At 70.4% G+C, this 23119-nt stretch carries 27 protein-coding genes; 16 read left to right on the forward strand and 11 right to left on the reverse strand.

Translation table 11 applies throughout. From position 1 onward, the window contains the following. Positions 1–119 precede the first annotated feature (119 nt). Positions 120–971, forward strand: coding sequence for a DUF4097 family beta strand repeat-containing protein (locus tag DVR05_RS06345; RefSeq protein WP_116244858.1), 852 nt, complete (start codon positions 120–122; stop codon positions 969–971). Next, complete coding sequence (locus DVR05_RS06350; RefSeq protein ID WP_116244859.1) at positions 972–2123, forward strand: helix-turn-helix transcriptional regulator; 1152 nt, start codon at positions 972–974, stop codon at positions 2121–2123. A 79-nt stretch (positions 2124–2202) separates the two neighbouring features. Here DVR05_RS06350 and DVR05_RS06355 read toward each other — a convergent pair whose 3' ends face one another. Continuing rightward, on the reverse strand, positions 2203–3441 hold the full coding sequence (locus DVR05_RS06355) for an NADP-dependent malic enzyme (RefSeq protein ID WP_369974506.1): 1239 nt from the start codon (positions 3439–3441) through the stop codon (positions 2203–2205). 343 nt (positions 3442–3784) lie between these two features. Here DVR05_RS06355 and DVR05_RS06360 point away from each other — a divergent pair, with 343 nt between their 5' ends. The 3 genes from DVR05_RS06360 to DVR05_RS06370 are packed head-to-tail and all read left to right on the forward strand — an operon-like array spanning position 3785 to position 6472. Further along, the gene (locus DVR05_RS06360; RefSeq protein ID WP_116244860.1) at positions 3785–4651 is read left to right on the forward strand and encodes an ABC transporter substrate-binding protein; all 867 of its coding nucleotides are present in this window, start codon (positions 3785–3787) and stop codon (positions 4649–4651) included. A 58-nt stretch (positions 4652–4709) separates the two neighbouring features. After that, positions 4710–5672 (forward strand): amino acid ABC transporter permease, encoded by a 963-nt coding sequence (locus tag DVR05_RS06365; protein ID WP_116244861.1) that lies wholly within the window; start codon positions 4710–4712, stop codon positions 5670–5672. Next, positions 5672–6472: an amino acid ABC transporter ATP-binding protein gene (locus DVR05_RS06370; RefSeq protein WP_116244862.1), complete on the forward strand. Its 801-nt coding sequence runs from the start codon at positions 5672–5674 to the stop codon at positions 6470–6472. The genes DVR05_RS06365 and DVR05_RS06370 overlap by 1 nt, the downstream gene beginning before the upstream one ends. Positions 6473–6531: 59 nt before the next feature. Here the strand turns inward: DVR05_RS06370 and DVR05_RS26945 are convergent, their stop codons facing one another. From DVR05_RS26945 to DVR05_RS06380, 3 genes are read right to left on the reverse strand one after another with little or no spacing between them, the layout of a single operon-like run. Further along, the gene (locus tag DVR05_RS26945; RefSeq protein ID WP_198659063.1) at positions 6532–6693 is read right to left on the reverse strand and encodes a hypothetical protein; all 162 of its coding nucleotides are present in this window, start codon (positions 6691–6693) and stop codon (positions 6532–6534) included. Continuing rightward, positions 6690–6938: a hypothetical protein gene (locus DVR05_RS06375; RefSeq protein ID WP_232832012.1), complete on the reverse strand. Its 249-nt coding sequence runs from the start codon at positions 6936–6938 to the stop codon at positions 6690–6692. Before DVR05_RS06375 ends, DVR05_RS26945 begins: the two co-directional genes overlap by 4 nt. After that, entirely contained in the window at positions 6938–7207 is a 270-nt protein-coding gene (locus DVR05_RS06380) for a hypothetical protein (RefSeq protein ID WP_116244864.1), read from the reverse strand. Before DVR05_RS06380 ends, DVR05_RS06375 begins: the two co-directional genes overlap by 1 nt. Before the next feature lie 138 nt (positions 7208–7345). On the opposite strand from DVR05_RS06380, the gene DVR05_RS06385 reads away from it, so the two are divergent. The 4 genes from DVR05_RS06385 (at position 7346) to DVR05_RS06400 (ending at position 10253) form a co-directional block, all read left to right on the forward strand. Further along, positions 7346–8233 (forward strand): helix-turn-helix domain-containing protein, encoded by an 888-nt coding sequence (locus tag DVR05_RS06385; protein WP_369974502.1) that lies wholly within the window; start codon positions 7346–7348, stop codon positions 8231–8233. Between the two features lie 12 nt (positions 8234–8245). After that, positions 8246–8440: a DUF397 domain-containing protein gene (locus tag DVR05_RS06390; RefSeq protein WP_116244866.1), complete on the forward strand. Its 195-nt coding sequence runs from the start codon at positions 8246–8248 to the stop codon at positions 8438–8440. A 186-nt stretch (positions 8441–8626) separates the two neighbouring features. Next, positions 8627–8815: a DUF397 domain-containing protein gene (locus DVR05_RS06395; protein ID WP_116244867.1), complete on the forward strand. Its 189-nt coding sequence runs from the start codon at positions 8627–8629 to the stop codon at positions 8813–8815. 331 nt (positions 8816–9146) lie between these two features. Beyond that, positions 9147–10253, forward strand: coding sequence for a glycine amidinotransferase (locus DVR05_RS06400; RefSeq protein WP_198659064.1), 1107 nt, complete (start codon positions 9147–9149; stop codon positions 10251–10253). A gap of 3 nt (positions 10254–10256) precedes the next feature. Here DVR05_RS06400 and DVR05_RS06405 read toward each other — a convergent pair whose 3' ends face one another. Continuing rightward, positions 10257–10673, reverse strand: coding sequence for a DoxX family protein (locus tag DVR05_RS06405; protein ID WP_116244868.1), 417 nt, complete (start codon positions 10671–10673; stop codon positions 10257–10259). Between the two features lie 369 nt (positions 10674–11042). Here DVR05_RS06405 and DVR05_RS06410 point away from each other — a divergent pair, with 369 nt between their 5' ends. From DVR05_RS06410 to DVR05_RS06425, 4 genes are all read left to right on the forward strand, one after another. Continuing rightward, complete coding sequence (locus tag DVR05_RS06410; RefSeq protein WP_116244869.1) at positions 11043–11633, forward strand: class I SAM-dependent methyltransferase; 591 nt, start codon at positions 11043–11045, stop codon at positions 11631–11633. Positions 11634–11705: 72 nt separating this feature from the next. Beyond that, positions 11706–12197: a GNAT family N-acetyltransferase gene (locus DVR05_RS06415; protein WP_116244870.1), complete on the forward strand. Its 492-nt coding sequence runs from the start codon at positions 11706–11708 to the stop codon at positions 12195–12197. A 125-nt stretch (positions 12198–12322) separates the two neighbouring features. Continuing rightward, positions 12323–12748 (forward strand): anti-sigma factor, encoded by a 426-nt coding sequence (locus DVR05_RS06420; RefSeq protein WP_026127264.1) that lies wholly within the window; start codon positions 12323–12325, stop codon positions 12746–12748. A 41-nt stretch (positions 12749–12789) separates the two neighbouring features. Then, entirely contained in the window at positions 12790–13548 is a 759-nt protein-coding gene (locus DVR05_RS06425) for an RNA polymerase sigma factor SigF (protein WP_051059085.1), read from the forward strand. A gap of 26 nt (positions 13549–13574) precedes the next feature. Here DVR05_RS06425 and DVR05_RS06430 read toward each other — a convergent pair whose 3' ends face one another. Continuing rightward, positions 13575–13964, reverse strand: a complete 390-nt coding sequence (locus DVR05_RS06430; RefSeq protein ID WP_116244871.1) for a hypothetical protein — start codon at positions 13962–13964, stop codon at positions 13575–13577. A 148-nt stretch (positions 13965–14112) separates the two neighbouring features. On the opposite strand from DVR05_RS06430, the gene DVR05_RS06435 reads away from it, so the two are divergent. Continuing rightward, on the forward strand, positions 14113–15045 hold the full coding sequence (locus tag DVR05_RS06435; protein ID WP_116244872.1) for a diacylglycerol kinase family protein: 933 nt from the start codon (positions 14113–14115) through the stop codon (positions 15043–15045). Positions 15046–15332: 287 nt separating this feature from the next. Next, positions 15333–15587 carry a WhiB family transcriptional regulator gene (locus DVR05_RS06440; RefSeq protein ID WP_116244873.1) on the forward strand — a complete coding sequence of 85 codons (255 nt, stop codon included), beginning with the start codon at positions 15333–15335 and terminating at the stop codon, positions 15585–15587. Between the two features lie 236 nt (positions 15588–15823). Here DVR05_RS06440 and DVR05_RS06445 read toward each other — a convergent pair whose 3' ends face one another. Next, on the reverse strand, positions 15824–17368 hold the full coding sequence (locus DVR05_RS06445) for a PAS domain-containing sensor histidine kinase (RefSeq protein WP_116244874.1): 1545 nt from the start codon (positions 17366–17368) through the stop codon (positions 15824–15826). Between the two features lie 144 nt (positions 17369–17512). Between DVR05_RS06445 and DVR05_RS06450 the strand changes: the two genes are divergently transcribed. After that, a complete protein-coding gene (locus DVR05_RS06450; protein ID WP_116244875.1) occupies positions 17513–18253 on the forward strand; it encodes a GntR family transcriptional regulator in 741 nt (246 codons plus the stop codon). A 189-nt stretch (positions 18254–18442) separates the two neighbouring features. On the opposite strand, the gene DVR05_RS06455 is transcribed toward DVR05_RS06450, so the two are convergent. From DVR05_RS06455 to DVR05_RS06470, 4 genes are all read right to left on the reverse strand, one after another. Further along, positions 18443–19777, reverse strand: a complete 1335-nt coding sequence (locus DVR05_RS06455) for an HD-GYP domain-containing protein (protein ID WP_116244876.1) — start codon at positions 19775–19777, stop codon at positions 18443–18445. Continuing rightward, positions 19777–21090, reverse strand: a complete 1314-nt coding sequence (locus DVR05_RS06460) for an HD-GYP domain-containing protein (RefSeq protein ID WP_116244877.1) — start codon at positions 21088–21090, stop codon at positions 19777–19779. Before DVR05_RS06460 ends, DVR05_RS06455 begins: the two co-directional genes overlap by 1 nt. Before the next feature lie 830 nt (positions 21091–21920). Beyond that, positions 21921–22244 (reverse strand): mycothiol system anti-sigma-R factor, encoded by a 324-nt coding sequence (gene rsrA / locus DVR05_RS06465; RefSeq protein ID WP_116244878.1) that lies wholly within the window; start codon positions 22242–22244, stop codon positions 21921–21923. Then, positions 22241–22915, reverse strand: coding sequence for a sigma-70 family RNA polymerase sigma factor (locus DVR05_RS06470; protein ID WP_116244879.1), 675 nt, complete (start codon positions 22913–22915; stop codon positions 22241–22243). Before DVR05_RS06470 ends, rsrA begins: the two co-directional genes overlap by 4 nt. Positions 22916–23119 lie beyond the last annotated feature (204 nt).

Genomic DNA, 23119 nt, shown 5'->3' on the forward strand with positions numbered 1-23119 from the left:
AGTGAGCCTCAGGGTCCCCCCGACGCTCCCCTGAACCTCCCCCGAGATCCGCGACATATCTTGAGTTCGCCCCACTCGCGACATATCGTGAAGCCATCGAGCGAGCGAAAGGGTGCACGATGGCACGTTGGACCATCGACAGGCCGATGACCCACACACTCGACGGCATCGTCGCGCTGAAGGTCAGGATCATCGGCGGTCACGTCAACATCCTCCCCACCGACGACCCGGTCACCTTCGAGGTGACCGACATCGTCGGCGAGCCCGTCCTGGTGACCCAGGAGGCGGGGATCCTCACCATCCACTACGAGGACCTCACCAGCCAGGGTCTCCTCGACCGGCTGCGGCCGATCCAGCTCAACAGCTACAAGGGCATGGGCGGCCGCAAGGCCACCGTGAACCTGCGCATCCCCGCGGACTGCCCGGTGGAGGTGAACACGGTCAGCGCCCCCGTCGTCGGCGCCGGGCTGGGCGCCCGCACCAGCATCCGGACCGCCTCCGGTGAGATCACCCTCGACGACTCCTCCGGCGCGACCGACATCACCACCGCCAACAGCCAGGCCGCGATCCGCAACCCGTCCGGATCGCTGACCTTCAACAGCGTCAGCGGCCAGCTCGCCGTCGCGGGCGGACGGCTCTCGGACTTCAACGCCAAGACCGCCTCCGGCCAGATCCTCGCCGACACCGACCTCGCCCCCTCCGGGCGGGTCCGCCTCAACTCGGTGTCCGGCGAGATCGCCCTGCGCGTCCCCGCCGAGACCTCGGCGGCCGTCGAGATGCGTTCCATCACCGGAAAGCTCGACACGGACTTCTCCCTGGACCGGCGCAGCGCCCCGGCCCGCAACGTCCTCAGCGGGAAGATCGGCCCCGGCGTCGACCCCGCGTCCATCACCACCAACACGGTGTCGGCGCGCACCGCGCTGCTGCGCCGCGCCCCCGCGACACCCGCGGCGATCCCCGAGGGGGCCTGAATGAGCACCATCTTCGGCCACGGCAGACTACGGCTCTACCTGCTCAAACTGCTGGACGAGAGCCCGCGTCACGGCTACGAGATCATCAGCCTGCTCCGCGACCGCTTCCTGGGGGTGTACTCCCCCTCCCCCGGCACCATCTACCCGCGCCTGGCGCGGTTGGAGGAGGAGGGGCTGGTCACCCACACCGAGGAGGGCGGACGCAAGGTCTACCGGCTCACCGACAAGGGGCGCCAGGAGCTGCGTGAGCGCAGCGGCGACCTGGACGACCTGGAGCGGGAGATCACCGACTCGGTGCGCGACATCGCCCGGGCGGTCAAGCAGGACGTCCGCGCGACCATCAGCTCGCTGCGCGAGGAGCTGAAATACGCCTCCGGCGGCGCCCGCCGTCCGGCGCCCGAACCCACCGCCGCCCCCGGCCCCGAGTCCGCCGGGCCCCGGGAGGGCGGGGAGCCCCGACAGGAGCGCGAGCAGGCCGGACCGGCGGACGGGGGCGCCCGGGAGGCACCGCGCTCCGGCGCCGCCGCGGAGGGAACCGAGGAGGCGTCCGGCCAAGGGCGCCGCGAGGAGGAGCGGCGGGAGCGCTGCCGCGACGGCGGCCCGTGGGCCCGCGAGTGGGAGCGCTTCGCCCAGGGGTTCAGCGGCGCGTTCGGCGCCGCCTGGGGACGCGGTTCCGACCGCTCGCACACCCCGGAGTTCGACCAGGCCCTGCGCGACTTCTCCGAGCGCGTCCGCGACGTGGTCCGGGAGGCGGGCCACGTCGGTGAGGCCGCCGCCACCGACCTGCGGCGCATCCTGGACGACACCGTCGAGGTGATCCGCCGGGACATGCGCCGGTGGGGTCCGCCCGCCGACCGCTCCGAGGAGAGCGAGGGGGACGGGCCGAAGGCCGGCCCGGACACCGCGACCGGCGACACGACCGGCACCGGAACGTCCACCGGCGCCACGACGGACTCCGCCGCCGGTGAGCGCGCCGGGGAAGCCCGTCCCGGGGAACCCCGCGCCGAGGAGCCGCAGGCCCGACCGATGCCGCCCGTCGACGGGGGCTCGGCCGCCGACCCCTGGGGCACCGCCGTCAGCGAGCAGGACGACGCCGGGACCGACCCGGACGGGAACCGGAAGGACGGCAAGGACGGGGACGGGGGCGCGTAGAGCCCCGGGAACGCACGAGGGGCCCGGAGCCGCCGCGGGGGCGTGTCTCCGGGCCCCACCCGTGTGGGGTGCCCGCGCGTCACCTACCGGCGACGCCGTCCTCGCGCGCCTGGGCGGCGACGGCGGCCGCGACGGCGGGGGCCACCCGCTCGTCGAACGGGCCGGGGATGATGTAGTCGGCGGACAGGTCGTCACCGACCAGGTCGGCCAGCGCGGTGGCGGCGGCCTGCTTCATGTTCTCGGTGATGTCGCTGGCACCCGCGTCGAACGCGCCCCGGAACACGCCGGGGAAGGCCAGGACGTTGTTGATCTGGTTGGGGAAGTCGCTGCGCCCGGTGGCCACGACGCTCGCGTACTTGCGGGCGACGTCCGGGTGGACCTCCGGGTTCGGGTTGGCCATCGCGAAGACGATCGCGTTCTCCGCCATCGTGGCGACGACCGACTCGGGCACCTCACCGGCCGACAGGCCGATGAAGACGTCGGCGCCCTCCAGAGCGCTCTCGATCGAGCCCTCCAGGCCCGCCTTGTTGGTGAGGGCGGCCAGCTCCCGCTTGACCGGGGTCAGCCCCTCGCGGCCCTCGTGGATCATGCCCTTGGAGTCGGCCACGGCGATGTCGCCGATACCGCCGTCCAGGAGCATCTTGGTGACCGCGACACCGGCCGCACCGGCGCCGGAGACCACCGCGCGCAGGTCGCCGAGGGTCCGGCCGGTCAGGCGGGCGGCGTTGCGCAGCGCGGCGACGGCGACGATGGCGGTGCCGTGCTGGTCGTCGTGGAAGACCGGGATGTCCAGGCGCTCACGCAGCCTGCGCTCGATCTCGAAGCAGCGCGGCGCGGAGATGTCCTCCAGGTTGATGCCGCCGAAGGACGGGGCCATGCGCACGACCGTCTCGACGATCTCGTCGACGTCGGTGCAGGACAGCGCGATCGGCACGGAGTCGACCCCGCTGAACTGCTTGAACAGCAGCGACTTGCCCTCCATGACCGGCAGGGACGCCTCGGGGCCGATGTTGCCGAGCCCCAGCACGGCGGTGCCGTCGGTGACGACGGCGACCAGGTTGCTCTTCCAGGTGTAGGTCTCGACGAGTTCCGGTGTCTCGGCGATGGCGTCGCACACGCGGGCGACACCGGGCGTGTAGGCGAGGGACAGGCTCGCCTGGTCGTTGACGTCGACGGAGGAGGTCACGTGCAGCTTGCCGCCGCGGTGCAGGGCGAAGGCCGGATCCTGGTCCAGGCCGGTGGACGTGCCGTGGGTATGCGCATCAGTGGACAACTTCTCAAACCCCTCAGGTTTCGCGTGTACGCCGACGTCGGCCATGACGAGGGCGGACTTGATAGCGGCGGGGGCCACGCGCGAAGACGTCTTGAGTGCTAGGGGAGCCTCCACGGCACCGGTCCCGTCGGACCGGAGGTGCGTTCCGGGAGGGTCGTTCTTCGCCGGACTCCTATGCGAGTACTGCGCGGCCGCCTCTCACGGGGTTGACCCGTTACGCAATCCTCTCACAACGGTGACCGGAGGAACATCGCGGGTGGCCACCATTGACGACACCCCAGTAGCCCTTTTTTGTACAAAATGTCGTGGATGTTGCCTGGAAATGGGCGATCGGGCCTCTTTCCCCAGTCCTGACCAGGTGCGACGTGCGCTCGAAGGAGACCCCATCATGGCCACGCACACACCCCGGTCCGCGCGATGGACCCTTCTCGGTGCCCTCACCCTCACCGGTGTCCTGACGCTGACCGCCTGCGGTGGCGGCAGCGGGGACGGAGGCTCCGACGCGGGATCCGAGGACACGGACACCACGGTGACCATCGGTGTCGAGGCCGCCTACCCTCCCGGTGAGTTCCTGGAGGACGACGGCGAGACCGTCCAGGGTTTCAACGTCGACCTCGTCGAGGCCGCCCTGGCCGAGATGGGCCTGGAGGCCAAGTGGGTCCCCACCACGTTCGACTCCATCATCATCGGTGTCCAGAGCGGTGAGTACGACCTCGGCTCCTCCTCCTTCACCGTGACCGAGGAGCGAATGCAGGCCGTCAACATGGTCAGCTACTTCTCCTCCGGCACCCAGTGGTTCGCCCAGGCGGGCAACCCGCAGGGCGTCGATCCGGAGAACCCGTGCGGCATGCGGATCGCCGTGCAGTCCAACACCGTCCACGACGAGGACATCGAGGCCCGCAGCCAGGCGTGCGTCGACGCGGGCGAGGAGCCCGTCACCATCGAGAAGTTCCAGAGCCAGCCGCAGGCCACCGAGACGGTCGTCTCCGGTCTCAACGACGCCTCGCTCGCCGACATGCCCACCTCGGCCTACGCCCTGGAGCAGACCGGCGACGGCGTCCTGGAGTTCATCGGCGAGCAGTACGACGCCGCCCCCTACGGCATCGTCGTGCACCAGGACGACGCCGAGTTCGCCGACGACCTCGCGGCGGCCTTCAACACCCTCATGGAGGACGGGACCTACGACGACATCCTCGCGGAGTGGGGCATCGAGGCCGGTGCGATCGAGACCGCCGAGGTCAACCCCTCCCTGTAGGTAGCGGCCGCGCCCCGGCGACCGCGCCAGACCGCTCCACCGAGTGAAAGACCCAGACGTGTCCTCACCCAACCAACCGGCGGACGGTCCGAGGAAGGTCCAGACCCCGGACCCGGACCGCTCCGCCGCCCCCATCACCGCCGTCCCCGTCCGCTACCCGGAACGGTGGGTGGCCGCGGGCTTCATCCTGCTCCTCGCCGCCATGTTCGTGCACATGCTCTTCACGAACGACGCCTTCGACTGGCCGTTCATGTTCGAGAACATGTTCTCCGAGCCGGTCGTGCGCGGTGTGTGGGTCACCCTGAGCGCCACGCTGCTGTCGATGGCGATCGGCGTGGTCCTGGGGATCGTGCTGGCGGTCATGCGGCTGTCCGGAAACCCCGTCCTGGTGTCGGTCTCCTGGCTGTACACCTGGTTCTTCCGCGGCGTGCCCCGCCTCGTGCTGGCCGTCCTCTTCGGCAACCTGGCCATCCTGTACTCGACCATCGAGCTGGGCGTCCCCTTCGACACCTACCTCATGGCCGCGTTCGGCCTGGAGGGCGATCTGCGGTTCTTCGAGATCGACGCCCGCACCCTCCTGAGCGGCTACACGGCGGGCCTGCTCGCCCTGTCGCTGTCCGAGGGCGCCTACATGGCCGAGATCATCCGGGCCGGGCTCCAGTCCGTGGACAGGGGCCAGACCGAGGCCGCCCAGGCGCTCGGGATGAGCCGCGCCAAGGTGCTCTGGCGGATCACCCTGCCGCAGGCCATGCGGGTGGTCATCCCGCCCACCGGCAACGAGACCATCGCGATGCTCAAGGACACCGCGCTGCTCGCCTACGTGCCGGTGACGATCGAGCTGTTCTACCAGCTCCAGGCGATCGGCACCCGCAGCTACCAGATCTTCCCGATGCTGGTCGCCGCGTGCCTGTGGTACCTGGCGATCACCAGTGTCCTCATGGTCGGCCAGTACTTCGTCGAGCGCAGGTTCAACCCGGGCCAGAACAGCGTTCGCAACCGCGTCGTCGGAGGTGCGCACTGATGGCCGAGATTCCTGAGAGCCCCGTGACCCCGGGCGCCCCCGACGCCCTGGTGGTCGCGGACAACGTCCACAAGCGGTTCGGGCGGCTGGAGGTCCTGCGCGGGATCGACCTCACCGTGAAGCGCGGCGAGGTCATGTGCGTCGTCGGCCCGTCCGGTTCGGGCAAGTCCACCTTCCTGCGGTGCGTCAACCACCTGGAGAAGCTGTCCGCCGGGCGGCTCTGGGTGAACGGCGAGCTGATGGGCTACCGGCAGAAGGGCGGGCGGCTGCATGAGCTGCGCGACCACGAGATCGCGGCCCAGCGCCGCGACATCGGAATGGTGTTCCAGCGGTTCAACCTGTTCCCGCACCTGAGCGTGCTGGGCAACATCATCGAGGCGCCCGTCCAGGTCAAGCGGGTGCCCCGGGCGGTGGCGACCGAGAGGGCGATGGAGCTGCTGGAGAAGGTCGGGTTGCCGGACAAGGCCGGGGCCTACCCCGAGCAGCTCTCCGGTGGTCAGCAGCAGCGGGTGGCGATCGCCCGGGCACTGGCGATGGAGCCGTCGCTCATGCTGTTCGACGAGCCCACCAGCGCCCTGGACCCGGAGCTGGTCGGCGAGGTCCTCGACGTCATGCGGGACCTGGCCGAGGGCGGCATGACCATGATCGTGGTCACGCACGAGATGGGGTTCGCCCGGGAGGTGGGCGACTCCCTGGTCTTCATGGACGGGGGAGTCGTGGTCGAGTCGGGGACTCCGACGGACGTGCTGACCGATCCCCAGCAGGAGCGGACCCAGGCGTTCCTCTCCAAGGTGCTCTGAGACCCGTCCACACGGGGGTGCCCCGCGTGCCGTTCGGCGCGCGGGGCACTTCACTTTCCTCAGTCGCCCCACTCGACGCCCTCGAACGGGTCCGGCACCCGTTCGCCCCGGGCGCGGAGCCTGTCCTCCCAGGCGATCCGCAGGGCCACCCAACGGCCCTGGACCTCGACCGCGCGCTCCTCCTCCGGCGTCAGCGGAGAGTCCTTTGGGTGTTCGTTCACCGCGTGCCTCCGTCCCGGGGCGGCGGAACCACCCTCAACGTCCGGCGGGCGATGACCGAGAACAGCTCCGTGTAGGAGGGAGCCTCCAGCCGCTCGAACGGGTTGCCGTCGCCGGTCCAGCCGACCGGCCGCCGCGCGGTGTAGGTCTTCACGCCCGCGTCGTCGACCTCGAAGGAGACGACCCACCGACCGGCGATGAGCTCGTCCAAGGCGCGGTGCGCCTGGCGTCGGTCCCTGCGGTCCATCACCGCCACCCCGCCCTGAGCCAGCTCAGCCCGGCGACTACCGCACGGGGGGCGGGGAGCAGGCGCAGCAGGTCGGCCGGGCCGGAGACCACGAACGGCAGCGCGGGGCCGGGGCGGGCGTAGCGGCGCACACGCGCCGCACGGCGGGGGCGGACGGCCCCGCGCACGAGCCGACGCACAGCACCGGGAACGCGGTCGGTCCCCGGGGGACGGGCGACGGCGCGGGCAGGGGGCCACAGCGCCAACAGGGTCAGGAGCAGGTAGCGCAAAGCGCACCTCCAGGTTGGGATGCCGCTGGATGAGGGCGACGTGGATGAGTACGATTCCATCTTCTACTCGAAACTTTTAAATCGCAACCCCCTAGTCGCGATACGGTGTTTCGCATCATCACACTGAGGAGTTGCGAAATGTCCGTTTCTAGCTCATTGGCGATAGCATCAAACACGTCCCCTGAGGAGGTCGATGTGAGCAGCCCGTCCGTGGCACGACGCCAGCTATCAGCACAGATGCGGGCAAAACGACTCAACGCGGGCATGACCATCGAGCAGGTCGCTGACGAACTCGAATGGTCGAGCACGAAAATCTCGAACATCGAGACGGGTCGGTCAAAGAAACCCGCTGTAACCGACATCCGCATCCTGCTCGACCTGTACAAGGTGACGGACGAGCGTGAGCGTGACTCGATCCTCGCCCTGACACGACAGTCACGCGAACGCGGATGGTGGAACCGCTACGACGACGTTCTCGGCGGCGCCTACGCCTCCCTGGAGGCCGGAGCGAGGAGCCTCCGGCTCTTCGAACCGCAGTACATCCCCGGGCTGTTCCAAACTCCGGAGTACGCGGAGGCGATCGCCCAAGCGACGCTCATCCGCGACCCCAACGACATCCAGCGGACCGTCGAAGCCCGCATGCGACGGCAGGAGATCCTGACCCAGGACGACCCGCCGGACGTGTGGGCGATCATCCATGAGGGCGCTCTCCTGATGCTCAAGGCATCACCAGACCTGTTCGAACCTCAGGTGGCACGGCTCATCGACCTCGCGGAGTCACCCAACTCCGTCACCCTCCAGGTACTTCCCACGTCAGCAGGGCTGCATGCTGGGATGGGAGGGCCGTTCTCCATCCTCGACTACGACGCCGCTCAGTCGCTCGTCTTCCTGGAGACGAACACGGATGGGCTGTACCTGGAGAAGCCGTCGGAGATCACCCGATATCGCAGGTGCTTCGACCGCCTGCTGGCCAAGGCCCTTGACCCGGACGCGATCCCTGACTACTTGCGATCGCTAACCGCCTAGAAAGTCACGACCATGTACTCATCCACCGACGAACTGAAGTTCCGCAAGTCCTCGTACAGCAACCCGTCGAACTGCGTCGAGGTGGCGGACACGCCCAGCGGAGACACAGCCGTGCGCGATTCGATGAACCCCGGCTACGGGCACTTCCTGTTCCCCGGCACGGAGTGGACGGCGCTCCTGTCCGCCGTGCGACGCGATCACGCGTAGCTGAACAGCAGACAGGCCCCGGCAGGGAATTCTGCCGGGGCCTTCTGCGTACTCATCCGGTGCTGATTCTAATGCCCGGACCGGCCCGACAGCCAGGCTCCGGAACACCCGACCAGAACGGGTGAACTGATCTCGGCGTGCCATGAAGAGGCACGGAGGCGGGAGAGCACACACGGGAAGGCACCCATGCGCCCCTCCCCGAACTTGAAGTTCCGCAAGTCCAGTCACAGCGCTGGCGCTTCCGAGTGCGTCGAGGTCGCGGACGTCGACGGCGGCTCCGCCGTCCGGGACTCCACCCGACCGGAGCACGGCCGCCTCACCTTCCCCTCCCGAGAGCGGGCGACGGCCGTCAGGACCGTCCGCAGCACCCTCTGACCCCGGCCGAGCAGAAGACGGACGAAGAGCGCGCGGCGCGTTCGGGCTCGGTGCCCGACGTCCGCTGTGGTACGCGCGGGAGGGTGACGTCGTCGTCCTCCCCGGCCCGGTGGACCGCCGGGAGTACGCCGCCCAGACGACCGGAACCGCCCCCGCCCCCTGACGCGATGGCCGTCCCTCCCGCCGGTGCGCTGGGCTCCGACACGCTGACGACCGTCGACACGGCGACCCTGGGCCGGGTGGCCTGCCGCGCCCTCCCCGAGAACCACGCGAACGCCCCGGGACCAGGAGCGGGTACTCCTGTCGCAAGCGGCATGAAGAGGAGAATCGCGTGACGACGAACACACCGACCCCCACGCCACCCCCGGCCACACGACCGGGGTCCGCCGCGGTCAACAGCTGGGACGAGTTCACCACGCTGCGGGAGGTGGTCGTCGGGGACGCCACCGGCGCCCGGGTCCCCGCCCAGACGGACGTCTCGGCCTGGCTCAACTGCTATCCCGACCTGACCCCGGCGGAGCTGGCCCGCATCGGGGAGGGCGCCTATCCCCGCCACGTGATCGACGAGACCAACGAGGACCTGGCGACCCTGGCAGACGTGCTGCGCAGCTTGGGCGTCACCGTCCACCGGCCGCCCGCCGTCGACTCCACCACCGAGTACGGGGCCCCGGGGTGGCGCTCCCGCGGGCGCAGCTCCTACTGCCCGCGGGACCTGGCCCTGGTGGTGGGATCGGCGATCATCGAGACTCCGAGCCCGATGCGGGCGCGCTACAACGAGCTGTTCGGCCTGCGTCCGCTGTTCCAGGAGTACATGCTCGCGGGCGCCCACTGGATCTCGGCTCCCAAGCCCCAGCTGCGCGACGAACTCTACGGCCTGGACGCGGACGGATTCCCGGCGCTGGGCGAGGCCGAACCCGTGTTCGAGGCGGCCAACTGCCTACGGCTGGGGCGGGACGTGCTCTACCAGGTGTCACGGAGCGGCAACGAGCTGGGACGGCACTGGCTGGAGTCGACGTTGGACCTGATCAGCGGGGTCCGGCTGCACCCGCTGCGCGGCCTCTACCAGGGCACCCACATCGACACCACGATCGCCCCGCTCCGCCCCGGTCTGGTGCTGCTCAACCCCGAGCGCGTCACACCGGCGACCGTCCCCGAACCGCTGCGCGGCTGGGATGTCGTCTGGTGTCCCCCGATGCGCGAACGGCCCACAGCGGTTCCGCACACCCTGAGCAGCCCGTGGATCGGCATGAACCTGTTGATGGTGGACCCCGACACCGCGATCGTCGACGCCGATCAGACGGAGCTGATCGCCGCCCTGGAACGGCACGGTGTCGGTGTCCTGCCGCTGCGGCTCCGACACGCGCGCGTCCTGGGCGGCGGCTTCCACTGCGTCACCCTCGACACCGTCCGGGACGGGGGGCCGGAGGACTACCGCTGACGGTCAGCCCCGGCCGAGCAGAAGCCGGACGAGGCGCACGGTGCGTGCGCGGCGTCCCCAGGCGACCACGCCCATCGGCACGAGGTAGGCCACCGGGACCAGCGCGGTGACCGGCTCGGCCACCAGCAGCTGGGTCACGGTGGCCCCGACCAGCAGCGCGGCCAGACCCAGCGCGGCCGGGCCGCTGAGCGCCGGGGCGAGCAGCGCGACCGCGCCCGCCAGCTCCACGGCACCGACGGCGTACATCAACCACAGGCCCAGGCCGATCTGCTCGAAGCCCTCGACCGCCTGGGGCATGGCGGCGAGCTTGACGCAGGCCGCCATCAGGAAGGCCCCGGCCAGCAGGACCTGGAGACCCCACAGCCCGGCGTCGGCCGCGCGACCGGGGGCGTTCGTCTTCACGGTGCGGATGCTCGTCATGTCCCCGTCCTTCGTTCGTGTGACCCTCGTGGCGGACTCTCACCCCCAGGTCGAACGGGCCCGGCCCGGATCGACGCCTCCAGCGGGATTCCTCGAACCGGTTCCGGATCCTGGCCGGATCGGGACAGTTAGCTCCCGAACGCCTTGGGCGGCCCCAGGACGGGTAGTGAGGCAGGGGAGCACACGATCCGCTGAGGAAGGCGACCATGAACCCGCGCACAGCCCCGGGCCCGCACGAGCCCGACTACGGAGCCGTCTGAGGTGCGCCCCGGAACGGACGGGGAAACACCCTCCGCCGCGCTTGACCTGGCCGAGGCGGGCCACGAGAGTCGTGGCGCAGGGGCAGCAGCACGGCCTTCGGGGGAGGACATGGACCCGCGCACCGAGCGCGCACGCACGCTCTGGAACCGCAGAGCCGCCCGGTACGATCTCGGCGAGGCCCTGGAGGGCCCCGCCCTCCGCCGCACCCGGGAGATCCTGTGCGCGGGCGCGCGCGGCCGGACCCTGGAGGTCGCCGTCGGCACCGGCCGCAACCTCCGCCACTATCCGCCGCAGATCGAACTGACCGGCATCGACCTGAGCCCGCAGATGCTGGAGAGGGCACGGGAGCGGGCCGAGGGCCTGGGCCGCCCGGTCCGGCTCGTCGAGGGCGACGCCCAACGGATGGAGTTCCCCGACCGCTCCTTCGACACCGTGGTGTCCACCCTGTCCCTGTGCGCGGTGCCCGACCAGCGCCGCGCGCTGGAGGAGATGTACCGCGTCCTGGTCCCGGGCGGCCGCCTCCTGCTGGTCGACCACATCGAGTACACCCGCTTCCCCGCCACGCTGCTGGAACGGCGCCGCGAGCACCCGCGTCGGCTCCCCCGGGAGGTCGCCTCGGAGGTCGGCTTCGAGGTCGGCCACCACGACCGCCTCCTGCTCGGCCTGGTGGAACGGATGGTCGCCCACCGCCCAACGTGAGCGGCAGCGGGAACGCCCCGGTCACGGCATAGGCTGGAGGGGTTCGTTCCCTCCCCCGACCGAGGTGATCCGATGATCCGGCCAGCCCGCCCCGACGACGTTCCCCTCATCCACCGGATGATCCGGGAACTCGCCGAGTACGAGAAGGAGCCGGAGTCGGCCACCGCCACGGAGGAGGACATCCACACCGCCCTCTTCGGCGAGGACGCCGCCGTGTACGGCCACATCGCCGAGCACGTCGGGCAGGACGGGGAGACGGAACCGGCGGGCATGGCCCTGTGGTTCCTCAATTTCTCCACCTGGACCGGTAAACACGGCATCTACCTGGAGGACCTCTACGTCCGCCCGCACCTGCGCGGACACGGGTACGGCCTCGCCCTGCTCCAGAACCTCGCGCGGATCTGCGTGGAGCGCGGCTACACCCGGCTGGAGTGGTCGGTCCTGGACTGGAACACGCCCGCGATCGACTTCTACGCCGCCCTCGGATCCAAGCCGATGGACGGGTGGACGGTCCGCCGTCTGGACGGCGATGCGCTGCGCGAACTGGGCTCCCGAAACTCCTGAGAAGGACCGTTCGTCTCACGTTCGTACCAGATCGGGCGGACACGATCTCACTTCCCTGCGGCGGTGGCAGGGTGAAACGAGATACATTGCAGTCAAGCGGCAACCTCGCCCCCCGAAGGAGGGACGTGACCGAAGAAACCGCTGTGCCCACGGCCGACGCCATCGGCGTCCGGGACGCCGTCACCGTCAACATGCCCGCGGACAGCGCCTATCTGTCCGTCTTGCGGACGGCGACGGCGGGCCTGGCCGCACGCCTCGACTTCACCCTCGACGAGATCGAGGACCTGAGGATCGGGGTCGACGAGGCCTGCGCGATGCTGCTGGCCCAGGCTCTGCCCGGCACGGAACTGACCACGGAGTTCGAACTCACCCCCGAGGGGATGCGGATCTGCGTCTCGGTGCTGACCGCCGACGGCCGCCTCCCCGAGCGGGACACCTTCGCCTGGACCGTCCTGTCCGCCCTGGCGGGCGAGGTCGACGCGGGCGTCGGACCGGACGACCGAGTCCACATCGTCCTGTACAAGCGTCGCGGCACGCTGGAGTCCGCGTGAGCGAGAGGGGGCCCGCTCTGACAGCCAAGACCGAGCACGCGGTGCCCGACCGGGCCCGCGCGAGAGAGTTGTTCGAGCGCCTGAACGAACTCGACGCGGACTCCGAGGAGCGGCGGCGCATCCGCGACGAGCTCGTGGAGCTCCACCTGCCGCTGGTCGAGTACCTGGCGCGCAGGTTCCGCAACCGCGGGGAGTGGCTCGACGACCTGACGCAGGTGGCCACGATCGGGCTGATCAAGTCCATCGACCGGTTCGACCTGGAGCGCGGGGTGGAGTTCTCCACCTACGCCACCCCGACGATCGTCGGCGAGATCAAGCGCCACTTCCGCGACAAGGGCTGGGCGGTCCGGGTTCCCCGACGCCTCCAGGAGCTCAAGCTCTCGCTCACGAAGGCGGTGAGCGACCTGTCGCAGCGGGAGGGGCGCTCGCCGACCGTCGCCGAACTGGCGGCGCACCTGCAGATGACCGAGGAGGAGGTACTGGAGGGCTTGGAGTCCGCCAACGCCTACTCGACGGTGTCGCTGGACGCGCCCGACAGCGGGGACGAGGACGCCCCGGCGGTGGCCGACTCCCTGGGGATCGTCGACGAGTCGCTGGAGGGTGTGGAGTACCGCGAGTCGCTCAAACCGCTGCTCGAACAACTGCCCCCGCGGGAGAAGCGCATCCTGCTGCTGCGCTTCTTCGGCAACATGACCCAGTCGCAGATCGCCCAGGAGCTGGGGATCTCCCAGATGCACGTGTCGCGCCTGCTGGCGCGCACCCTGGCCCAGCTTCGCCAGGCCCTGACCACGGACGACTGACCGGCCGACCACCCGCGGCCGCGGGCCTACCTCCCCTTCTCGGGAGGGAAGAGCACCGCGGTCGTCGGTGGCGCCAGGACCGCCCCGGCGGCGCACAGGGCCACCGCCAGCAGGACACCGCCGATGAGGAACTGCCCGCTGGTGAACATGTAGTACGCCACCACCGCGAGGAACATCTGGGTGACCACCACCGGCGTGCGGGCCCACTCGCGCAGCAGCAGCAGGCCGCGCGCGACGAACACCAGCAGGGCACCGGCTCCCACGCCCAGGACGGCCAGCGGGATCGCCGAGGTGACCGAGGCGGCCCGGCCGGTGGCCGCGGTGACGAGGCTGTAGAGGCCGCCCACGCCCGCGGCGAGCCCGATCAGGGCCTCCAGCGCGGCGGCGACGACGAGGGTGACGGGACGCGTAGACACGCGACGAGCCTATACGCGCGCGCCGGCCGCCCTCACCCGCCTCCCCACCCAGGTCACACCCGTTTCCCCGGCCCGGAGCGGGGACCCGGCGGCTCCGGCGCGCCGGGGCGGCCGGAACGCCGGGAGGGCACCGCCTACACTTGGGGCCGTGCGCGCCCTTTTCATCGTGAACCCCCAGGCGACCACGACGACCACTCGCACCCGAGAGGTGATCGTGGGCGCCCTGGCCGCGGAGCTGGACGTCACCGTCGTCGAGACCGCCTACCGGGACCACGCCAGCGAGCTGGCCCGCAAGGCCGCCGCGGACGGTTTCGAACTGGTCCTGAGCCTGGGCGGTGACGGCACCGTCAACGAGGTGGTCAACGGCCTCCTGGCCACCCCCGACGATCTGCCGCGCCCCCGCTACGCCGTGATCCCCGGCGGCAGCGCCAACGTGTTCATCCGCTCCCTGGGCGTGCCCGGGGACCCGGTCGAGGCGACCGGCACGGTGCTGGAGGCGATCCGCGCGGGCCGCGAGCGCGAGATCAACCTCGGCCGGATCAGCAGCGACCAGGACGACCGGTACTTCACGTTCTGCGCCGGGTTCGGGTGGGACGCCGACGTCGTGCAGCAGGTCGAGCACGAGCGCGCCCAGGGCCGCAGGGCCACCCCCGCCCTGTACGCGGAAGTGGCGGTGAAGCTGTTCTTCCGCGGGGATATCCGTGATCCCTCACTGCGCGTCTCCGCGGGCGGTCCGCCCCGGGACGGGGTCTATTTCGCGCTCGTCACCAACACCACGCCGTGGACCTACGCGGGCGCGCTGCCGCTCCAGCCGACGCCCGCGTCCCGTTTCGAACTGGGCCTGGACGCTTTCGCCCTGACCAACTCCTCGCACGCGCTCACCGGCTGGGTCCTTTCGCAGATGCTCTTCCCCAAGGGGCTCCCGGCGATCGGGGAGGGGTACCTCACCTGGCACGACCTGGACTCACTGGAGATCTCGTCATCCCATCCCAGGGCCTTCCAAATCGACGGTGAATACCTGGGAGACCGCGAACAGGTCAACTTCCACTCGATACCGAAGGCATTACGAATCATCTGTTAATTGGCTCGAAAGGGTCCATTCACGGCCACTGTGACGCACCCGACACGCCGATCGGGACCTTTGACCCCGAGAGCTCTTGCACCGACCCTGCGAGCCTGTCACGCTCAAGTTATCGCCATGAGTTACGGGCGAGTTAATTGGGGCGTTTCCCACATGGCCGTGGGGTGAAACCTGACCGCTTCGGCCCTGCACCCTCCGGTGGGAACCATCCACCGGGCGCCCTGCGCACCGACCGATCGTGAAAATGTTCACAACCCCCGATCGCCTCACTGTGAGGAGTGGACCGCATGGACTGGCGCCACGACGCAGCCTGCCGTGACGAAGACCCCGAGCTTTTCTTCCCCATCGGCAATTTCGGCCCCGCACTGATCCAGATCGAGGAGGCCAAGGCGGTCTGCCAGCGCTGCCCCGTCAGCTCGGCCTGCCTGAAGTGGGCGCTGGAGAGCGGCCAGGACGGCGGCGTCTGGGGCGGCATGAGCGAGGACGAGCGGCGCCTGCTGCGCAAGCGCGGCACCACGCGTCGCTCGGTCGTACGCGTCTAGGCTGTGCTTTCCCGGTCCTCCGCTCCGCTTCGGACCGTGTTCGGGCGCCCGTGCCGCCAGGGATTCCTCGTCTGAGGCTCGTTCCTCGCCAGCGGCCCGCCCCGTCTCGCGGAACCCTGGCGGCGCCCGGACGGCGCACCCCCTCAGGTGACCGCTCCGGCGAACACGACCGCGCGCCCCCGGAGCCTCCGCTCCGCCCGGAGCGCGGGGGGGCGCGAAGAGCCCCGGGAGCCGCCTCAGGGCAGTTCCCCCTCCTCGTGCTCCAGAGGAAGGCTGATCGCCACCTCGGTCCCCCCGTCATCCCGCGGCTTGATCGCCAGGGTCCCGCCCAGCTCGCCCACGATGAGCGTCCGCACGATCTGGAGTCCCAGACTCGTCGTCCCCTCCAGGTCGAAGTCCTCCGGCAGTCCCCCGCCGCTGTCGCAGACCGCCAGCTCCAGGCTGCTCCTACCCGGGTAGCCGGGCACGGCGTCGAACCGGCGGACCCGCACCGTGATCTCCCCGGGGCCCTGCCCCAGGCCGTGCTCCACCGCGTTCTGCACCAGTTCCGCCAGGACCATCGACAGCGGTGTGGCCACCAGCGCCGACAGCAGCCCGAAACCGCCCTCCCGGCGCGGTACCACCGCGCTGCCGGTCGAGGAGACCTCGGCGGCCATCTGCATGACGCGGTCGGCGATGTCGTCGAAGTCGACCACCTCGTCGGGCGTGTGCGAGAGCATCTCGTGCACGATCGCGATCGACCCCACCCGGCCGACCGCCTCGTCCAGGGCCGCGCGCGCCTCCGGCACGTCCAGCCGCCGCGCCTGCAACCGCAGCAGCGCCGCGACCGTCTGGAGGTTGTTCTTCACCCGGTGGTGGATCTCCCGGATGGTCGCGTCCTTGGTCAGCAGCTCGCGCTCGCGCCGCCGCAGTTCGGTGACGTCGCGGACCATGACCAGCGCTCCGATCCGCACACCGTCGATCACCAGTGGTATGGCGCGCAGCTGGACGGTGACCCCCCGCGCGTCCACCTCGGCCTCCTGCGGCGCGCGGCCGCTCGCGGTGTAGGTGAGCGCCTCGTCGCGGGCCTCCCCCTGCGCCGCCAGCTCCAGCGTGGTGCGGTCCAGCCGCGCCCCGACGAGGTCGGCGGCCAGCCCCAGGCGCCGGTAGGCCGACAGCGCGTTGGGGCTCGCGTAGACCACCTCGCCGTTCTGGTCGAGCCGCAGCAGCCCGTCGCCGACCCGGGGCGAGCGCACCATGAGCGGCCCCTGGTCGCTGAACGGGAACGCGCCCTCGGCGATCATCTGGGCCAGGTCCCCGGCGCTCTGGAGGTAGGTGAGCTCCAGTCGGCTCGGGGTGCGCGCGGAGCTGAGGTTGGTGCTGCGCTGGATCACCCCGATGAGCCTGCCCTCGCGGCGCACGGGGATGGTCTCCTCCCGCACCGGGACGCCGCCCGACCAGTCGGGGTCGCCGTCCCGGCAGATCCGCCCCTCGTTCCAGGCGCGGTCGATGAGGGCGCGGCGCCCGATCACCCGGGGCGCCGACCTGGACGTGACGTCGGTCATGTCGTCCAGCAGGACGGTCTCCACCAGGTCGTCCTGGAAGGCCGTCGGCCCCGTCGTCGGCCGCATCTGGGCGACGGCGACCCAGCCGTCGTCGCCGCGCAGCCGCACCCACAGGATGAGATCGGCGAACGACAGGTCCGCGAGCAGCTGCCAGTCGGAGACCAGGGAGTGGATCCACTCCAGGTCCGCCTGTTTGAGCGACGTGTGGCGTCGGATGAGATCACTGAGGTGAGGCACTCACAAATCATCCCATGAAGGCGTGCATACTCAAGAGATACGCACTCGACCAGTGGTCCACACCAGTCGGCGGCCGCACGGCCCGCCGCGCCGACCACACCGGAGGGGTGTGTGGACGGAGTCGGGACGCGTGGGAGGACACCGATGACAGGCCAGCGCACACTGGACGGCAACCCCAGGGTGCCCAAGTACTACCAGGTGAAGAAGCAACTCCTGGAGCTCATCGAGGCGATGCCCGCGGGCAACCCCGTGCCCCCCGAGCGCGCCCTGGCCACCCAGTTCGAGACGTCGCGCACGACGGTGCGCCAGGCGCTGACGGAGATGGTGGTCGAGGGGCGCCTGCTGCGGATCCAGGGCAAGGGCACGTTCGTGGCCAAGCCGAAGGTCGCGCAGGTCCTCCAGCTGACCAGCTACACGCAGGAGATGCGGTCGCACGGCCTGCACCCGGCCACGCGCATCCTCGACGTCAGCTACATCAACGCCGACGACCAGCTCGCCGAACTGCTCGCGATCCGCTCGGGCGGGCGCGTGCTGCGGATCGAGCGGCTGCGGTTGGCCAACGGCGAGCCGATGGCCGTGGAGACGGCGCACCTGGCCGCGCGGCGCTTCCCCGGGCTCCGCAGACAGCTCGACCGCTACGCGTCGCTCTACGAGGCTCTCGCGAGCGCCTACGACGTGTCGCTGGCGGAGGCGGAGGCGTCGATCGAGACGGTTCTGGCCACCCCCAACGAGGCACGGCTGCTGGGGGTGGACGTCGGCCTGCCGCTGGTGCTGCACTGCCAGCACAGTTTCGACGCCGACGGCCACCCGGTCGAGTGGGTGCGTTCGCTCTACCGGGGCGACCGGTACAAGTTCGTCACCCGCCTGCGCCCCCCGACGGACTGAGCCGGGGAGGCGCCTTCTCGGGCCTCCGCTTCGCTTCGGCCCGTGTTCGGGCGCCCCGAAGGCGGGGACGCCCCGTCCTGGCCCGCCCGTCGCCCCCGCCACCCTCAACCGACGCCTGCGGCGCGGCCCTGCCCGTGGCTCGTTCCCCGCTCGCGGCCCGGCCCGTCTCGCAGCACCCTGCCGGCGCCCTCAGGCGCGGGCCAGCACGGTGGCCAGGGCGTCGACCACCTTCGGGTCGTACTCGCTGTCGGTGTCCATCCGCAGGCGCTCCAGGACGGCGGCCCGGCGCTCGTCGTCGCCGTTCTCCCCCACCAGGTCGTCGAAGGCGTTGGCCACCTTGATGATCCGGCTGCCGAGCGGCGGCACCCCCTCGTCGCCGTCCCCGGCCAGCGGCTCGCACTGACGGCGGACGATCTCGGCGACGCTGTCCAGGACGCCGGTCTCCCGGATGATGGCCGACCCCAGTTCGGCGATCCGCCGCTGCTCCCGGGGTGAGGCGAGCACGGTCGCGCCGCCCGCGATGGGCTCGCGCAGGGACAGCTGCCCGATGTCGTGCATGAGGGCCGCGTACTCCAACTCCAGCAGTTGGGCCTCGGAGAAGCCCAGCTCGCAGGCGATGGCGTGCGCCAGGTGGCTGACCCGGCGCGAGTGTCCGTTCTCCACGTACCCGCCGACCTCGGTGACCCGCGACAGCGCCCGAACCGTCTCCAGGTAGGTGCGCCGCACCTCCGCGTGGCGGCGGAAGGCGACCTGGGAGACCAGGAGCGGGGCGCTGAACACCAGCAGCCCCACCAGACCGGTGACCGTGCAGGCCAGCGCGATCAGCACGCCGCTGGCCCCGATCGCCGCGCCCGTCGCGAACTGGGCGCGCACCTCGTCGCGCACCGCGACCAGCAGGTTCGTGCGCAGGCGTTCGGCGCGCAGCACGCCGGCCATCGCGGCGTCCACCAGCCAGGCCAGCAGCACCAGCGAGGCCATGATCAGCGTGACCCGCACCGAGGGCTCGGTCAGCGACAGCTGCGTGACCAGCGGGCGGAAGGCCGCCGCGATGAGCATCACCGCCAGCACCCGCCGGGCCAGGTCCTCCAGGCGCGGGCTCCGGCCCACCGCCACGTGCGGCAGCTCCCCCAGCGCCAGACCGAGTCCGACCACGGCGATCACCTGCGCGGCGGAGTGCTCCACGGGCGCGTCGCCGAGGCTGACCAAGAACGCGTAGCTGATCGCCCCGGCCGAGGCGATCGGCGCGACCTCCCGGTGTCCGGGCAGCGTGATCCGCGCGAGCTCCCCGACCGCGATGACGAGGCAGAAGGTGAGCGCGACGTAGGGCTCGACGGCCCCGTGCGCGGCGGTCCACACGACCGCGGCCATCGTGCCCGCTCCCGCCGCCGCGACGGACACGGCGCGGACGGGACGGGCGGTGCGCCAGATCGGCTCCCGCGACCTCTGGAGCCCGAGCGCCCCGCCCTCGGGGCCGGTGAGCGGTGGGCGGGGCGACGGGGCCTCGCCGGACTGGCTCTGGGTCATCATCGGTCACGCCCGCCCGGAACGGCCTCGGCGGGGGCGGGCGCCGAGCCCTCGGCGGCCGGTGGGCCGGTCCGCCCGACCGCCTTCTCGGCGGCCTCGTAGCAGCCCCCGGGCGGCTCGACGACGTCCGGGGTCTTCCAGCCCTCGCGCTCGACCGCCCGGACCAGCGCCTCGACCATGCGCCCGTCGAACTGGGTCCCCACGCAGGCCCGCAGTTCGGCGATGGCGTCCTCCACGGACCACGCCTTGCGGTAGGAGCGCGTGGAGGTCAGGCAGTCGAACACGTCGGCCACGCTGATGATGCGCGCGGACTCGGGGATCTCCATCCCCACCAGCCCCATCGGGTAGCCGCGTCCGTCCAGCCGCTCGTGGTGGTGGCGGATCCCGGCCAGGGCCTCGTCGAGGAAACTGATCTCGCGCACGATCTCGTAGCCCCGCGTCGGGTGCAGCTTGATCGCCGCGTACTCCTCGTCGGTGAGTTTCCCGGTCTTCTGCAACACCTTGGTGGGCACCCCGAGTTTGCCGATGTCGTGCAGCATCCCGGCGTAGCGGATCTTCTGCACCCGTTCGGCGGGCATACCCAGTTCGCGCGCGATCATGGCGGCGCCCTCGGCGACGCGCATGCAGTGGCCGCGCGTGTAGTAGTCCTTGGTCTCGACCGCCTGGCACAGCGTGGCGAGCGTGGCCTCGTGGGCCCGCGCCTCGTCGGCCTGCTGCGCGAAGGTCCAGCGCGCGATGAACAGAGGCAGCAGGACCAGCAGGGGCGCGACGACCCCGACGCCGCCCCACACCGCGGCGATGGCCAGGCCGAGCATCTGGTAGCCGATCGAGGAGAGCTCGACCGCCACCAGCGGACGCCAGTGGATCGGGCTCCTGCGCCGGGTCCTGACCGCGCCGAGCGTCCACATCAGGACGCCGACGAGCGCGGAGTTGACCGCGGTGTGGGTGACCACGGCGGCCACGTACGGCAGCAGGATCATCGGAAAGTCCGCGCGCGCCGGTTCGCCGACCGCGCCTCCGCACAGGAGGTAGACGTGTCCGGCCGCGTAGGCGGCCAGAGCGAACTGCGCGCCGTTGAACGCCCGCTTGACGAGGATCTGCTTGCGGATGGTCAGGCAGGAGGCGAAGCCGACGACAGCCGCCCCGACCGGCCCCACCAGAACGACCGCGGCCAGTGACACCGCCGAGCTCGGCGACATCCCCATCTTGCCGTTGGAGACGACGATGGTGCTGATGGACTCGGCGACCACGAAAAGGACGGCCACGAGGACCAGGGTCTTCAGGTCGATACCCGAATACGGACCGACCAGCACGATGGTGACAGCACTGACAACGATGATTCCGACGTAGACACGCGCGCCCCCAGGAAGAGCCCGCACCCCCGTTCACCCCCCGCCGACGACGACCGGACTGTCATGATTTCACCGGTTCCGTTCTACCACCAGGACCATCCGGCGAAGGCGGATACCGTCCAAAGAACCATCATCGCCACGTACAGCATGCTGATGAACACGGTTGTCCCCTCTCCCCCGACGCCGCGCACCCCATTCCCCTGGACACGCGGCGTAAATTACCCCATTCGTTGGATATGGCGTCCAGTTTAACGGGCCGACGCGGGTCCCCGATTACCCCCAACCCGAACCGCAGCCCCGGCGCACAACCCAACCGACCAGTAGTTCCGGAATATGGAATTACTAATTCAATTCGTAATCACGAGCGATAACACTGAGTTACCGAATGCCACCGGGCGACGGTGTCGAAAAGTCCACAGCGAGGCCCATCGCACCGCACTTCCTCGCCCACCCTCACCTGCATTGACTACTCTCAGTAATCAATTGGACGAAGGAGATCGGCCGACGGGAAAAATCATTCCGAGTCGATCACGACGCGAAAGAGGTCGGAGGCCCCGGGCGTGTCGGTCGGCCTCCGCCCGCCCCACCCGGGCGGACACGTGTCCAAAACCCCCGCAGACACGGGGAATCCGACCCGACATACTCACAAACAACCACAGACCACGCATGATCTGACATCGTGCGACAATTCAAGACACCAGATCATAAGACATAAAAAAGGAGCGGTGACCGGAAATCCAGTCACCGCCGCCGTGTCCCGCCGCCGGGTCCGTCCCGAAGCGGAACGAAGGTTACTCCGAACTTGCCTCGCGCACGAGGTTTTCTCCGCCCGCGTTCGCCTCGCGCTCCAGCGATTCCTGACGCGCTCGTGCCAACCGCCCGAGAACCTTGTCACGCAGATCCAGGGGAACCGGGTCGCACCCGCAGTGCTTGGCGACCAGCTTCTTCACCGCCTCCTCGAGCCCGTACTCGTCGAGGCAGGGCGCACAGTCGTCCAGGTGCTCCCTGATCTGCTCGCAGTTGCCCTCCTCCAGCTCCCCGTCGATGTAGGTGTAGAGCTTGTCGAGCACCTCGCTACAGGGGGTCTCGCTGTCCTTGCCGTGGCCGCCGCTCATTGCCGATCTCCTCGATCCGACCCGTTCGCCTGTCCCCGACCGCCCGCGGACGTACCCGACGCGACGGCGCCGGCGGAGGCCGCCGCCCGCACCGTCGGCAGGAAGCCGCGGTCCACCGCGTACTCCTCCAACAGGGACCGGAGCTGACGACGTCCCCGGTGCAACCGGGACATGACCGTCCCGATCGGCGTGCCCATGATCTCGGCGACCTCCTTGTAGGCGAAGCCCTCGACGTCGGCGAGGTACACCGCGATCCGGAAGTCCTCGGGCAGCTCCTGGAGCGCCCGCTTCACGTCGGTGTCGGGCAGGTGTTCGAGCGCCTCGGCCTCGGCCGACTTGAGCCCCACGGCCGTGTGCGAGGCGGCCTGCGCGAGCTGCCAGTCCTCGACGTCCTCGGTTCCCGCCTGCTTCGGTTCCCGCTGCTTCTTGCGGTAGGAGTTGATGAAGGTGTTGGTGAGGATGCGGTACAGCCACGCCTTGAGGTTCGTCCCCTGCTTGAACTGGTGGAACGAACCGAACGCCTTGGCGAACGTCTCCTGAACGAGGTCCTCCGCGTCGGCGGGGTTACGGGTCATCCGCAGCGCCGCGGAGTAGAGCTGGTCGAGGAAGGGCAGCACGTCCCTCTCGAAGCGCTCCTCCCGCTCACGTGCTGTCTCCTGGCCCTCTTCCAAGCCCGTCGGCCTCCCTGCGCTGGTCCCGGCTGGAGCATCCATATCCCCAAGATACGGCTCCGCGCCCCGGTCCCGCGCACCGACGCCGCGTGGCGCGGACACGGCCTCCTCGCGCTCCAGGCACGCGCTGGCGGTCGACATAGCCGAAGATTCCTCCCCAACGTCCGTTGCCGCGCACCGGACCCTGCGTCCTGCGCGGTGTCG

It is taken from the genome of Nocardiopsis sp. FIRDI 009 (assembly GCF_003386285.1).
Classification (GTDB): domain Bacteria; phylum Actinomycetota; class Actinomycetes; order Streptosporangiales; family Streptosporangiaceae; genus Nocardiopsis.

Coding starts and splice junctions, on each gene's coding strand:
- DVR05_RS06345 (WP_116244858.1), top strand. CDS start 120: ATGGCACGTTGGACCATCGACAGGCCGATGACCCACACACTCGACGGC.
- DVR05_RS06350 (WP_116244859.1), top strand. CDS start 972: ATGAGCACCATCTTCGGCCACGGCAGACTACGGCTCTACCTGCTCAAA.
- DVR05_RS06355 (WP_369974506.1), bottom strand. CDS start 3,441: ATGGCCGACGTCGGCGTACACGCGAAACCTGAGGGGTTTGAGAAGTTG.
- DVR05_RS06360 (WP_116244860.1), top strand. CDS start 3,785: ATGGCCACGCACACACCCCGGTCCGCGCGATGGACCCTTCTCGGTGCC.
- DVR05_RS06370 (WP_116244862.1), top strand. CDS start 5,672: ATGGCCGAGATTCCTGAGAGCCCCGTGACCCCGGGCGCCCCCGACGCC.
- DVR05_RS06375 (WP_232832012.1), bottom strand. CDS start 6,938: ATGGACCGCAGGGACCGACGCCAGGCGCACCGCGCCTTGGACGAGCTC.
- DVR05_RS06385 (WP_369974502.1), top strand. CDS start 7,346: ATGTCCGTTTCTAGCTCATTGGCGATAGCATCAAACACGTCCCCTGAG.
- DVR05_RS06390 (WP_116244866.1), top strand. CDS start 8,246: ATGTACTCATCCACCGACGAACTGAAGTTCCGCAAGTCCTCGTACAGC.
- DVR05_RS06395 (WP_116244867.1), top strand. CDS start 8,627: ATGCGCCCCTCCCCGAACTTGAAGTTCCGCAAGTCCAGTCACAGCGCT.
- DVR05_RS06405 (WP_116244868.1), bottom strand. CDS start 10,673: ATGACGAGCATCCGCACCGTGAAGACGAACGCCCCCGGTCGCGCGGCC.
- DVR05_RS06410 (WP_116244869.1), top strand. CDS start 11,043: ATGGACCCGCGCACCGAGCGCGCACGCACGCTCTGGAACCGCAGAGCC.
- DVR05_RS06415 (WP_116244870.1), top strand. CDS start 11,706: ATGATCCGGCCAGCCCGCCCCGACGACGTTCCCCTCATCCACCGGATG.
- DVR05_RS06440 (WP_116244873.1), top strand. CDS start 15,333: ATGGACTGGCGCCACGACGCAGCCTGCCGTGACGAAGACCCCGAGCTT.
- DVR05_RS06450 (WP_116244875.1), top strand. CDS start 17,513: ATGACAGGCCAGCGCACACTGGACGGCAACCCCAGGGTGCCCAAGTAC.
- DVR05_RS06455 (WP_116244876.1), bottom strand. CDS start 19,777: ATGACCCAGAGCCAGTCCGGCGAGGCCCCGTCGCCCCGCCCACCGCTC.
- rsrA (WP_116244878.1), bottom strand. CDS start 22,244: ATGAGCGGCGGCCACGGCAAGGACAGCGAGACCCCCTGTAGCGAGGTG.